Here is an 11401-nt window from a genome sequence, read left to right as displayed (position 1 = left end):
CTCCGTGCTCGACCTCGCCTACGGCACCGCCGGCGCCTCCCGGGTCGCCCTCATCACCGACGCCATGGGCGCCGCCGGCATGGGCGACGGCCTCTACCCACTCGGCCCGCTCCAGGTCGAGGTCAAGGACGGCGTGGCCCGACTGGTCGAGGGCGGTGCGATCGCCGGCTCGACGCTCACCCTGGACGTCGCCTTCAAGCGCTCGGTGACGGTCAACGGCCTCAGCCTGAACCAGGCCGTGGAGTCGCTCTCCACCGTCCCGGCCCGGCTGCTCGGCCTCGCCGACAAGGTCGGCACCCTGGAGACCGGCAAGCTCGCCGACCTCGTCGTGGTCGACTCCGCCACGTACGACCTGGTCGCCGTCATGCGCCGCGGCCAGTGGATCCTCGGCGGCGACCGCTTCGCCCCGATCACCACCGTCTGACCCCTCCCGGCACGACGAACGGCCGCCCGCTCCCCCACGAGGGGAGCGGGCGGCCGTTCGTCGTGCCCCGGGTCGGCCCGAGGCCGGCCCCGGGAAGGCCTCAGGAAGTGGCTTCCAGCAGCACCTGGTCGACCAGGATCGTGCCGCTGCCCGCCGGCACCGAGATCACCACGGTGTTCGGGCCCGCCACCATCGGCGGCGTTATGTAGGTGTTGAACCAGGACGAGGCCGGGTCCTTGCCGGGGGAGTAGTTCTTGAAGCCCAGTCCGCCCGGCCAGTCCTTGCCGTTGACCGTCGCCGCCGCCCGCACGTCGGCGGCGGCGTTGCTGTAGTGCACGGTGAACTTGTAGGTGCCGGCCGTCGCCAGCTCACCGGTCCAGGTGATGGTCCCGCCCGGGTTGAGCGTCAGATAGCTGCCGTCCGCCGACTTGGCGCCCTTGACGGTGTTGCCGGCCGGCGCGTTCTGCGCCTGCAGCTGGCTCGCGTCCACCGGGCCCAGGCCGCCGGTACCGGAGGCGGTCGCCGCCGGCGTGGCCGACGCGGAGCCGGTCGGGTTCGCGCTGCCGGTACCGGTGCCCGGGCCCGCCGAGACACTGGCCGAGGTACTGCCCTTGGTGTCCTTGTCCTTGGTGTCGTCCGAGCCCCCGCCGTTGAGGGCCACCGCGGCACCGATCGCGATCGCCGCGACCACGGCCACCGCGCCGATGACGGCGCCCTTGCCCCGGCCGCCGCCGCTCGGCCGCTCCTCGCCCGGCTGCGGGCGGGAGTGCTCGGCGTAGCGGGTCTGCTGGGTGGGGGCGGCACCGAAGTCGCCCTGCGCCGGGTACGGCTGCTGCGGCGGCTGGGCCTGCGGGTAGCCGGGCTGCTGGTAGCCGGACTGCGGCTGCTGCGGCCTGGGCGGCTGGCCGTACTGGGCGCGGCCGACCTCCATCGGGCGGCTGTACGGCGTGCGGGGCACGCCCTGCTGCGGCTCGGCCGGCTGCCCGGAGGCGCCGTCGGCCGGACGGTAGAGGTAGCCGAACGGATCGTCGTCCTGAGGGGCGCCGCCCTCCGGGCCCTGGGGCGCCCCGCTGCTGCCGGCGGTGGTCACGGTGGTCAACTCCCCCATCGCGGTCGCGCCGCCGCACTGCCGTGCCGTCGGACGCTGATCGTGGTCGCTCGTACCCCCGGAACACTACCTGTCGTCGGCTACGCCCCGAAAAGACCCCTTGACAACCCACGGGTAGCTTGCGCCCGCCCGGGAGTCCGGTTCAGCCTGCCCGCCGGTGCGAGCGTTCGCCGCGGGCGCCGCGCACCGCGCCGCCCCGGGCCCGCTTCTCGTCGTACATCCGCTCGTCGGCGGTGTGCAGGACCTCCTCGATGCTCATCCCGCAGCCCGCCCAGCCGATACCGAGGCTCACCCCGACCCGCATCGCCCGGCCGTCGATCCGCATCGGCGGGATGATCGCGTTGCGCAGCCGGTGGGCGAGGTCCTTCGCCTCGTCGCGGCCGATGCCGTCGGCCAGCACCACGAACTCGTCGCCGCCGAACCGGGCCACCGTGTCGCCGTCCCGGACGGCCCCGCTGAGCCGGCGGGCGACCTCGACCAGGACGGCGTCCCCGGCGTTGTGCCCGAACCGGTCGTTGATCGACTTGAAGCCGTCGAGGTCGCAGAAGAGCACCGCGAGCCCCTTGTCCACGACGGGCGGGGGGCTCGAACGGAACGGACCGGTCCGGATCTCGCCGCCCGGGCCGTGGTCGGGCGGCACCACGGCGTGCACATGGTCGCCGTAGCCGTTCGCCCCGTCCGGCGCGCCCATGGACGCGGCCGCCGGGTAGCCCTCCGGGAGGCCGTAGCCGTGCGCCGGGTCCGCGCCCTCGTAGCCGCCGGGCGTGCGGTGGGAGTCGCCGAACAGGTGCTCCGGGTACCCGACGAAGCCGTCCTCGGGGCGGAGCGCGGCCGCGTACCCGGCGCCGCCGTGGCCGGAGTCCCCGGGCGGGGCGGACTGGTGCCCGGCGGCGACCGCCTGCGACAGGGCGCAGAGCCGGCGCCCGAGCCTGGCCTTGAGCTCGGCCCCGTTCGGCAGTCCGGTGAGCGCGTCGTGGCTGGCCCGGTGGGCGAGCTGCAGCTCGTGCCGCTTGCGGTCCTCGATGTCCTCGACGTGGGTGAGCAGGAAACTCGGGCCCTCGGCGGCGTCGGCCACGATCGAGTTCCGCAGACAGACCCACTGGTACCCGCCGTCCCGGCGGGAGAGTCGCAGTTCCGCCCGGCCGCTCTCGGCGCTGGTGCGCTCCAGCAGCGTCCGGTCGTCGGGGTGCACGAGATCGGCGAAGCTCTGCTGGCGCAGCACCGCCCGGGGGCGTCCGAGCAGGCGACAGAGCGCGTCGTTGACCCTGGTCAGCTGGCCCCGGCCGGCGCCGTGGAGTTCGGTGATGGCCATCCCGCTGGGGGCGTACTCGAAGGCCTGGCGGAAGCTCTCCTCGCTGGCCCGCAGCGCCTGCTGCTCCTTCTCCAGGCGGGCCAGCGCGCGTTGCATCTCGGCGCGCAGCCGGGCGTTGCCGATCGCGATGGACGCCTGCAGGGAGAACATCTCCAGCGCCTCGCGGGTCCAGGCCCCGGGCCGTTTGCCGCTGCGCGGCCGGTCCACCGAGAGGACGCCGAGCAGGTCGCCGCCGGCGCTGTACATCGGGGCGAGCAGGCCGTCGGCCGGGTGCCAGTCGTTGGCGTAGACCGGCATCGCGCCGTCCCCGATCCAGCGCGGGATGTCGCTGGCCACGGCCCAGCCGCGGTCGTAGGGGAGGAAGCGCAGGGTGCCCCAGTGGTCGCTGACGCCGAGCAGCCGGTCCCAGGACTCGCGGGAGCCGACCTGGCCGAGCAGGACGGAGGGGCCGCCCATGGCGCTCTCCTCCAGCTCCCAGACGGCCGCCACCACCAGGTCGCCGTCGGGCCGGACCAGGCTGACCGCGGCGGCGTCGAATCCGAGCCCGTGCACGGCGCCCTCGACCACGGCCTGCAGCGTTCCCGCCAGGCTGCGGGCAGCGTTGAGGTCCGCCACGACCCGGTGCAAGGTGCGGAGGGTCGCGAGACGGACATAAGGCTCCGACTCGGCTTCCATGCGGGGGCTCCCCGGCTGCTTCGGATAGGTCTTGATTGGTTATCGTCCGATTGCCAGAAGAACTGAATCACAGGGAGCACAGCGTTCGGCACGCTCGGTCAGCAATAGGTCAGCACTTGTGACTTAAATCACACGACACTAATGCACCCTTAATCGGTTCATCTGCCCCATAACGGGACAAAAAGCCTCATCGGCACATTTCCGGTGGTCGGTCGAAATGGCCCGGCGCTGTAGCCGACTGACCGCCGGGCAGGCCCTCCCCTTCACTCCTGGGGGTGAGGCCGGGCGCGAACCGTAACCTTCCCGGTGCCCGGACGGACCGAGCCGCGCTGCGTCGCTGGTCCTACGACCAGGGCCCGATGTCGTTTCCCCCGGTCGCGGGCTAGCGTGCCTACGTGTACCCGTCCCCGCAGCCCGAAGCTGCCTCCCAAGCGTCCCCCGACGAGTTCCGGGCGGCGCTCTCCCAGCTCGCCTCCGGTGTCAGCCTGGTGACCGTCCACGACCCGGACGACGGCGAGGACGTCGGCATGACCGCGACGTCCTTCCTGTCCGTGTCGCTGGAGCCGCCACTGGTCCTGATCTCCGTCCGCGAGGACTCCCGGATGGACGAGGTGCTCTCCCGGGCCGAGACCTGGGCGGTCTCGCTGCTGTCCGAGGAGCAGAAGGCGCTCGGCTCGCGGTTCGCCATGAAGGGCCGGCTCAGCGACCGGCTGCTGTTCGCCGACGCCCCGCACCACCGCGGTCCGTACAGCGGGGCCCCGCTGATCAGTGGCGCGCTCGCCACCGTGGAGTGCCGCACGGAGCAGCGGATGCCGGCCGGCGACCACACCCTGCTGCTGGGCCGGGTCCTGGAGGCCCGGGTGCCCGACCCGGGCGGCCGCCCGCTGCTGTACTTCCGCGGCGGCTACCGCTCCCTGGGCTGACCCCGGACACCTCCGGACAGTCCCGGACGGGCCGGGCCCGCCGCCCGCAGCCGCTACTCCCCGCCGCGCGGGGAGCGCCGCCCCTGCTTCAGCTCGGAGCGGTGCTTCTTGTTGGTGAGCCGCCGCTCGACCATGCCCCGGGAGGGCCTGGTCGCCCGGCGCGCCTTCGGCGGCGGGGCGGTCGCATCGCCGAGCAGCGAGGCCAGCCGGGCCGCGGCGACCTCCCGGTTGCGCCACTGCGAACGGTGCTCGGAGGCCCGGACCACCAGCACCCTGCCGTCGACCAGCCGACCGGCCAGCCGCTCCAGGGCGCGCTCCTTCCACACCTCGGGCAGCGCCGCGGAGGCGGCCAGGTCGAAGCGGAGCTCGACCTGGGTGTCGGAGGTGTTGACGTGCTGGCCACCGGGGCCGGAGGAACGGGAGAAGCGCCAGACGAGCTCGGCGTCGGGGACGACCACCGACCCCCGTACGCGAACGGGCTCAGGCATGGGCCCATCATCCCGCGCCGGACCACGCCGGGTCACCCGGTTATCCGGCCGTCCCGTGCCAACCCCGACAATGTCCCTGTGATCGAGCTCGGCTACTCCCTCTCCAACCGCTTCCCCGACCCCCCGCAGACCGACTACCGGTCCGCGGGCGCGCGCGAGCTGCGGTACGACCTGTTCTGCGGCGACGTCCACGTCGAGGACGAGGAATCCGACCTGTCCACAGCCTGGGGATGGGTCCCGGTGCTGGACTTCGCCTGGGCCCTGTGCGACATCGTCGAGGAACTCGACCGCGACCCGGACGGCGGCCGCGCCGCCCGGGTGCAGACCGCCGACCTCGACTTCACCCAGAACACCCATCTGCTGCGGTTCGCCCGCCGCTTCAACTGGGTCGAGGTCACCGCCACCTGGCTGCCGGACGAGCCGCCGGTCGTGGTCCGTCACAGCGATCTGCGCCGCGAGGCCAGGGATTTCCTCCAGGACACCCTCGCCGACCTCTTCGACATGCACCCCGATCTCGCCGACAATCCGGTTGTCTGGGAACTCCAGGGCAGGTTCCGGCGCGTCTGACGGGGAATACCCGAAACCGTGCCGGCGGCGGCGGAAAAGAAACCGGCCGCGCGGAACCAACCCTCGCGGTTCCCGCGTTATCCCCGGCAACAGCAATCGAAGGGACAGCACACACCATGCCAGTGAGCCTCTCCAAGGGTGGCAACGTCTCGCTGACCAAGGAGGCCCCCGGCCTGACCGCGGTCACCGTCGGCCTCGGCTGGGACGTCCGCACCACGACCGGTGCCGAGTTCGACCTGGACGCCAGCGCCATCGTGCTGAACGCGGACGGAAAGGTGCTGTCCAACAGCCACTTCGTCTTCTTCAACAACACCAGCACCCCGGACAACACCGTCGTCCACACCGGTGACAACCGCACCGGCGAGGGCGCAGGCGACGACGAGGCGATCAACGTCAACCTCGCCACGCTGCCGGCCGAGGCCGCCCGGATCACCTTCCCGGTCTCGATCTACGACGCCGTCGCCCGGTCGCAGAACTTCGGCCAGGTCCGCAACGCCTACATCCGCGTGGTGAACGCGGCCGGCGGCGCCGAGATCGCCCGCTACGACCTCTCCGAGGACGCCGCGACCGAGACCGCCATGATCTTCGGCGAGCTCTACCGCAACGGCGCCGAGTGGAAGTTCCGCGCGGTCGGCCAGGGCTACGCCTCCGGCCTGGCCGGCATCGCCCAGGACTTCGGCGTCCAGCTCTGACGCTCCGCCCCCGCGGTGCCCTCCGGCGCCCGTCCCGCCACCCGGCGGGGCGGGCGCCGCGTCGTTCCCGGCACCCCCGACCGCCCTCCGGGCCGTAGCGCCCGTCCTCGAACCCCCGCCGGGCCCGGAACGACGGAGCGGCGCGGGCGGACGGTCCTCCGTCCACCCGCGCCGCTCGGCACCGGCCGCGCGCGCCGCCTCAGCGGGAGGCGCGGAGCTCCGGCACCTCGATCTGCTCGGTCTCGTCGTGCGGGGTCAGGTCGACCACCTCGGGGGCGGTCGTCCGACCGACCTGGGGCAGCACCTGGGTCCGCTCCTCGGCGGCCTCCGGGGCCGCGGCCGCCGGCTCCGGCACCGCGTCCTGCGCCAAGGGCTGGGGCTGGGGCTGCACCTGGGCCTGGGCCTGGGCCTGTATCTGAGTCCGGGTCCGGTCCTGCGCCTGGGCGGCGACCACCTCGTCCCCCACCACGTCCGCGAGGTCGGCCCGCTCGCCGAGCTCCGCGACGCTGCCCACCACCGGCGTCGGCGCGGCCGGCCGGACCCCGGCCCCGCCACCGGCCCCGCGGCCGAAGAAGCTGAACCCCTGGGGCCGCGCGGTCGCGGGCACCGCAGGCCGCGGCCGCTGCCGCTCGGCCGGCCGCACCGGCTGCGCGGCGGGCGCCCCGCCGAGCTGCCCCACGGTCGCCGTCAGCACCGGCCGGGCCGGCGCGGCGGGAACGGGCGTGGCCGCACCGGACGCGGACGGCGAGGACGGCGCCGTGCCGGGCGCGGGCACCCCGGGAGCGACCGGGGCCGGCACCACCGGGACCACCCGCCCGGGCACCGGCGAAGGCACCGTCGCGGGCGCCGACGCGGACGTGGTCACGGACGTCGTCGCGGGCGCCGTACGGGCCCGCAGCGCGAGCCCCGCACCCGCCGCACGCTCCCGCTCGGCGGCGCGCTCCGCCTCCCGCCGGGCCTCCCGCTCCCGCTGCGCCTCCGCCTGCGCCGCCCGCCGCTCCAGCTGCCGCAGGACGGCCCCGGCGCGGACGAAGGCGGCCGGACTGGCCGGGTACTTGGGTCGGCTCGCGGCGAGGGCCCGCTGGGTCGCCTCGGCCTCCTTGAGCGCCTGCTCGGCGACCATCACGGCCCGCTCCTTGAGCAGCCGGGCGATCTCCGTCTCGGCCTTCGCCAGCCGGGACTTCTCGGCGGTCAGCCGCCGCCCGAACCTGGTCGCCCGCTCCTCGGCCACCTCGGCCGCGTACTCCGCCTCGGCGAGCTGCTCCTCGAACCGCTCCTCGGCCCGGAGCCGCTGCGCCGCCGAGACCTCGGCCGCCGCCCGGGCGGCCCGGTCGCGCTGCCGCAGCAGCACGGCGAAGCCGAGCGTGGCGAGCACCGCGGCGGCTCCCACCGAGCGCACCAGCACGGTGTCCTGACTGAACAGCAGCGCTCCCAGCGCGGCGACGAGGAGCACGCCGGCGGCGGTGGGGGGGAAGACCCGGCCGAGGACGGAGGAATGACGGTGGCGTCCGCGAGACATGCCAAGAAACTAGCGTGCGAATTGGGGCCGTGTCAGCCCAGGGTCGGCTTCGGCCCTTGACACCGTGCCGGACCGACCGGACGTGTCCGGGAAATCACTCAAGATCACCGGAACGGGGCCGGTCAGCGGGGGGTGGGCGCGGGCCCGTGCCCACCCGGGTCGTCGTGGTTCTCCGGCAGCCGGCAGACGTGCTGCAGCCAGAGCGCCGCCGCGATCACGGCCACGCCCGCCAGCACCGCGAGACCGGCGGTGATCGCCTGGTCCTTGCGAGCCGGCACGTCCAGTTCGCCCAGCAGCTGGATCCCGGCACCGGCGTAGATCCCGGTGACCACCGCCGACACCAGCGCGCTGGCCTGGGCGAGCACCACCGCGCGGGCCGCGCCCAGCGGGTCCACCCGCTTCGCGCCGGGCTGCCGCTCGCGTGCCGCCTTGAGCCGCGAGCGCAGCGAGATCGCGGTCGCCAGCAGGATCACCGCCACCGCGGCCAGCACCACCGGCGCCGCGCCCGGCACCGCGGGCAGGGTGTCCAGGGACGCCCAGAGCTTGGCACCGGCCCAGGACAGCGCCGTCGTGACGACGGTGATGCCGACCAGCAGACGGAGGCGAAGCAGCTTCACTCGGACGGGGTCCTTTCCCGGACGGCGGGCGACGGGCGACACGTGGCGGGCGACGACGGAGCCGCCCGCCCCGGGGCTCCGGTGCGACGGCGTCAGGCCACCGTACCGGGCCCGGCCCGGAGGGGTCCCCGGGCCGGGGCCGACACCATGGGTACGCCCGACGGCCCCGTGCGAGTTCCCCGGCCCCTCCGGCCCGTCGCGGCCGAGGAGCCCCGCCCGCGGCACGGACCCGGACCCGGCCCGGCGCCGACCTACTCCGGCAGGGTCAGCCGGATGTCCTCGCGACGGCGGACACCCTGGGCGTCCGGGCCGCCGAGGGCCGCCAGCAGCGCGCCGACCGGCCCGTGCCCGGGCACCTCGGCCTCCGGCTGGGCGTCCAGCCAGGGGGCGAGCACGAAGGCGCGCTCGTGCGAGCGCGGGTGCGGCAGCAGCAGCTCCGGGTCCTCGCTGACGACGCCCTCGTAGGCCAGGATGTCGACGTCCAGGGTGCGCGGTCCCCAGTGGACGGTGCGGACCCGGCCGAAGGCGTCCTCGATCGCGTTGCCGCGCTCCAGCAGGTCGCGGGGCGGCAGCGTGGTGCGGAGCACGACCACCGCGTTGTAGTACGCGGGCTGCTCCGAGGGGCCGCCCACGGCGTCCGTCTCGTACACGGCGGAGACGGCCTTGATGCTGAGCCCGGGCGTGTCCGCGAGGGCGTCCACGGCCCCCTGGAGGGTGTCCAGGCGGTTGCCGAGGTTGGAGCCGAGGGCGATCACCGCGCAGCGCTGGCTGTGCAGGGTGGTGTCGGCCGAGTCGACCCGCTGCTCCAGGTCGAAGGTGCTCGGCGCGGCGGTCGGGTCACTGGTGGTCATCGCACTTCCCCTAGGGCTGAGACGGGCCGCGCTGCGGCGGACACCGGGCAGGCGGTACGGGTCACCCGCGGGCCCGGTGGATGGTCACGGTCACGTCGTCGAACGGCACGGTGATCGGCGCGTCCGGCTTGTGCACGGTCACCTCGACCTCCTGCACCGGCTCGTGCTTCAGGCACTGGTCCGCGATCCGCTGGGCCAGGGTCTCGATCAGCTCGACCGGCTCGCCGGCGATGATCCCGGTGACCTCCTCGGCCACGATGCCGTAGTGCGCCGTGCGGGTCAGGTCGTCGCCGGCGGCGGCGGGACGGGTGTCCAGGAACAGCACCAGGTCGACCACGAAGGTCTGGCCCTCGGCCCGCTCACGCTCGAAAACACCGTGGTGGCCGCGGGCACGCAGGCCCCGCAGAGTGACGCGGTCCAGCAAACGAATCACTGCTCCAAGTCGGACGGGCCCCACCCGGACGAGAACGGCGGGCAGGGCGGAGACGGGCGTCGCGCCCGCCGCTGACCTTTTCGAATCTACCCGCGCGCGCCGACAACACCCGACCGTCCTACCCGGCACGAACCGTCGCCACGCACGCCGCATTGGCGATTGACGTGAACGTTAGGTGACCTGCCGGGAATTCCCCGGCCACCGGCCGGGGCCGTTTCCCCCGGATTTCCGCCCGGATCCCGGAATCAGTCCTCGTCGTCCTCGTCGGCGCTGGTCAGAACGGGTGAACCGTGGTGCGACCACAGTTTCCACCCGGCCGGAGTGCGCCGGAAGAGATTGGTCGACACGACCTTTCCGCCGACCAGCGGACCGAGCTCGCCCTCCTCCTCCGCCTCGCCGCCGGAAAGGATGTTCTCGGTGCACGTGACAAGGGCCACATCGCCCTGCACCTCCACCTCCTCGTCGGTGAGGATGAACTGGATGTACTCGGTGTTCGCCATGATCAGCATGTAGGAGCGGGTCACCTGGGCCCGCCCGCGCAGCACCGGCCACCCCGGGTGGACGCAGACGACGCCCCCCTTGTCGTCCGCCTCGCCGGCGCCCAGCCAGGCGTCCTCGACCGCCTCCTGGTCGCCGTTCTCCAGTGCCTCGTAGAGCGCGCGGTTGGCCTCCAGGGCCGCCTCGCGGTCCGCCTCGGTGGACCGTCGGCCCGCTGTCTCCCCGCTCAACCTGCCGTCACCTGCCATGACCCTCCCGTCTTCGCCAAGCGATCACCCCTGCCGGGCCGCGCGCTGCCAGGCCGCGACCACGCGGACGGCGTCCGCCGTCCCGGACACGTCGTGCACCCGCACCGCCCAGGCCCCGGCTCCCGCCGACAGCACCGACACCGCGGCGGTGGCGTCGTCGCGCTCCCGGGCCGGGCGCAGTTCCCCGGTTTCCGGGTCGGCCAGCAGCGTACCCAGGAACCGCTTGCGCGATGCGGCGACCAGGACGGGACGGCGGAGCGCGGTGAGGGCGTCGAGCCGGCCGAGCAGCGCCCAGTTGTGCTCGGCGGTCTTCGCGAAGCCGAGCCCCGGGTCGAGGATCAGCTGCCGCTCGTCGATCCCGGCGGCGACCAGCGCCTCCACCCGGGCGGTGAGCTCGCCGACCACGTCGGCGACCACGTCGTCGTAGACGGCCAGCCGGTCCATGTCGGCGGACTGCCCGCGCCAGTGCATCACCACGAAGGGCACGCCGGTAGCGGCCACCACCCGGGCCATCGCGGGGTCGGCCAGTCCCCCGGAGACGTCGTTGACGAGCAGCGCGCCGGCCTCCACCGCCCGCTCGGCCACCGAGGCCCGCATGGTGTCGACGGAGACCGCGACCCCGGCGGCGGCGAGTTCCCGCACCACCGGGACGACCCGGCGCAGTTCTTCCTCCTCCGGCACCCGCTGCGATCCCGGCCGGGTGGACTCGCCGCCCACGTCGACCAGGTCGGCGCCCCGGGCGCGCAGCGCGAGGCCGTGGGCGATCGCCTTGGCCGGGTCGTGCCACAGCCCGCCGTCCGAGAAGGAGTCGGGGGTCACGTTGACCACGCCCATGACCGCGCAGCGGTCCAGCCGCGGCAGTCCGGAGGGCAGCGAGTAGGGCACCGAATTGCTCATGCCCCCATTATCCGGTGGCCCGGACCGGGCCACCCGGCACCCGCCCCCGGCCCGGAGCGCACCCGTCCCGGGCCCGGGCCGCCGCTGTCCCGGACAACGGTCCGGCCCCCGCCGAGGAGGTCCTCGACGGGGGCCGGCGGCCGTGCGCC

The 11401-nt window shown here is 74.4% G+C and carries 13 protein-coding genes; 4 read left to right on the top strand and 9 right to left on the bottom strand.

Annotated elements, in window-relative coordinates; genetic code table 11:
* A partial coding sequence (locus IF01_RS0134660) for an amidohydrolase family protein (protein WP_157855433.1) occupies window positions 1-424 on the top strand: 424 nt, incomplete at its 5' end.
* Window positions 425-524: 100 nt separating this feature from the next.
* Here the strand turns inward: IF01_RS0134660 and IF01_RS0134655 are convergent.
* Together IF01_RS0134655 and IF01_RS0134650 are read right to left on the bottom strand one after the other, a co-directional pair.
* Entirely contained in the window at window positions 525-1514 is a 990-nt protein-coding gene (locus tag IF01_RS0134655) for a carbohydrate-binding protein (RefSeq protein ID WP_055731143.1), read from the bottom strand.
* 160 nt (window positions 1515-1674) lie between these two features.
* Window positions 1675-3519 (bottom strand): GGDEF domain-containing protein, encoded by a 1845-nt coding sequence (locus IF01_RS0134650; RefSeq protein WP_030397583.1) that lies wholly within the window; start codon window positions 3517-3519, stop codon window positions 1675-1677.
* A gap of 395 nt (window positions 3520-3914) precedes the next feature.
* Here IF01_RS0134650 and IF01_RS0134645 point away from each other — a divergent pair, with 395 nt between their 5' ends.
* Window positions 3915-4442: a flavin reductase family protein gene (locus tag IF01_RS0134645; protein ID WP_030397582.1), complete on the top strand. Its 528-nt coding sequence runs from the start codon at window positions 3915-3917 to the stop codon at window positions 4440-4442.
* 53 nt (window positions 4443-4495) lie between these two features.
* On the opposite strand, the gene arfB is transcribed toward IF01_RS0134645, so the two are convergent.
* A complete protein-coding gene (gene arfB, locus IF01_RS0134640) occupies window positions 4496-4930 on the bottom strand; it encodes an alternative ribosome rescue aminoacyl-tRNA hydrolase ArfB (protein WP_030397581.1) in 435 nt (144 codons plus the stop codon).
* A 78-nt stretch (window positions 4931-5008) separates the two neighbouring features.
* On the opposite strand from arfB, the gene IF01_RS0134635 reads away from it, so the two are divergent.
* Both IF01_RS0134635 and IF01_RS0134630 read left to right on the top strand, forming a co-directional pair.
* Window positions 5009-5497, top strand: a complete 489-nt coding sequence (locus tag IF01_RS0134635) for a hypothetical protein (RefSeq protein WP_030397580.1) — start codon at window positions 5009-5011, stop codon at window positions 5495-5497.
* Between the two features lie 116 nt (window positions 5498-5613).
* Window positions 5614-6189 carry a TerD family protein gene (locus IF01_RS0134630; protein ID WP_030397579.1) on the top strand — a complete coding sequence of 192 codons (576 nt, stop codon included), beginning with the start codon at window positions 5614-5616 and terminating at the stop codon, window positions 6187-6189.
* A gap of 199 nt (window positions 6190-6388) precedes the next feature.
* Here the strand turns inward: IF01_RS0134630 and IF01_RS0134625 are convergent, their stop codons facing one another.
* The 6 genes from IF01_RS0134625 to folP form a co-directional block, all read right to left on the bottom strand.
* Window positions 6389-7708: a hypothetical protein gene (locus IF01_RS0134625; protein WP_030397578.1), complete on the bottom strand. Its 1320-nt coding sequence runs from the start codon at window positions 7706-7708 to the stop codon at window positions 6389-6391.
* A gap of 122 nt (window positions 7709-7830) precedes the next feature.
* Window positions 7831-8325, bottom strand: coding sequence for a DUF3180 domain-containing protein (locus IF01_RS0134620; RefSeq protein ID WP_030397577.1), 495 nt, complete (start codon window positions 8323-8325; stop codon window positions 7831-7833).
* 251 nt (window positions 8326-8576) lie between these two features.
* Window positions 8577-9176 carry a 2-amino-4-hydroxy-6-hydroxymethyldihydropteridine diphosphokinase gene (folK, locus tag IF01_RS0134615; RefSeq protein ID WP_030397576.1) on the bottom strand — a complete coding sequence of 200 codons (600 nt, stop codon included), beginning with the start codon at window positions 9174-9176 and terminating at the stop codon, window positions 8577-8579.
* Window positions 9177-9237: 61 nt separating this feature from the next.
* Window positions 9238-9597, bottom strand: coding sequence for a dihydroneopterin aldolase (gene folB, locus IF01_RS0134610; RefSeq protein ID WP_030397575.1), 360 nt, complete (start codon window positions 9595-9597; stop codon window positions 9238-9240).
* 257 nt (window positions 9598-9854) lie between these two features.
* Window positions 9855-10355: a nuclear transport factor 2 family protein gene (locus tag IF01_RS0134605; RefSeq protein WP_078880557.1), complete on the bottom strand. Its 501-nt coding sequence runs from the start codon at window positions 10353-10355 to the stop codon at window positions 9855-9857.
* 24 nt (window positions 10356-10379) lie between these two features.
* Complete coding sequence (folP, locus tag IF01_RS0134600; protein ID WP_030397573.1) at window positions 10380-11252, bottom strand: dihydropteroate synthase; 873 nt, start codon at window positions 11250-11252, stop codon at window positions 10380-10382.
* Window positions 11253-11401: the final 149 nt, after the last annotated feature.

The organism is Kitasatospora purpeofusca (assembly GCF_000718025.1).
GTDB classification, from domain to species: domain Bacteria; phylum Actinomycetota; class Actinomycetes; order Streptomycetales; family Streptomycetaceae; genus Kitasatospora; species Kitasatospora purpeofusca.
This window is presented reverse-complemented; position numbering and strand designations above follow the sequence as displayed.